At 30.7% G+C, this 605-nt stretch carries 1 protein-coding gene; it reads right to left on the bottom strand.

The window, feature by feature from the left end; translation table 11 throughout:
• A partial coding sequence (locus KDK95_RS38860; RefSeq protein ID WP_212522631.1) for an MFS transporter occupies positions 1-605 on the bottom strand: 605 nt, incomplete at both ends.

The following is a 605-nucleotide window of genomic DNA, read 5'->3' as shown; positions in this document are numbered from 1 at the left end:
TTACAAATACTATAAATAAAAATGAAGCATAACGTTTATTTTGGAAAAATGATTTGTTTACTAATGGACGTTGAGCATTTTTAATATATAGCGCAAAAACGATAATCGCAATTAAGGCACCAATCATATATAACCAATTAAAGTTCGTAATAAACAGCATGACTGTTGTAGCGATAGTTGCCACTAGAATTAAGCCAACAAAATCTAAATGAGCTTTATTTGTATTATTTTCTTTTGGTAATAATTTAAATAGGAATGGCAACGTAAATACTACGATTAATGCAATTAAAAACATATTTGTCCAGTGTAAATACGTAGAAATAAATCCACCTGATAATGTACCGATAACTAATGACAAGGAATAACTGCTCGTACTTAAGCCAAGGTAAGTCTTCTGGTCCTCTTTAGAAAGATACTTTGCAACATATATCACATATAATGTCTCTGCAGCAGCTAAACCTGCAGTTTGAATAATACGTCCAACTAAAAGTAATGCGAATTGATGTTGGAAAATGTAACCAATAATTGATCCGATAATGATTAATATCACGCCATAAATAAATAGTGTGCGTATACTAATGGCATCAGATAATGAAGCGTATACT

The sequence above is a fragment of the Actinospica acidithermotolerans genome, from assembly GCF_018139625.1.
Taxonomy (GTDB): Bacteria; Actinomycetota; Actinomycetes; order Streptomycetales; family Catenulisporaceae; genus Actinospica; species Actinospica acidithermotolerans.
This window is presented reverse-complemented; position numbering and strand designations above follow the sequence as displayed.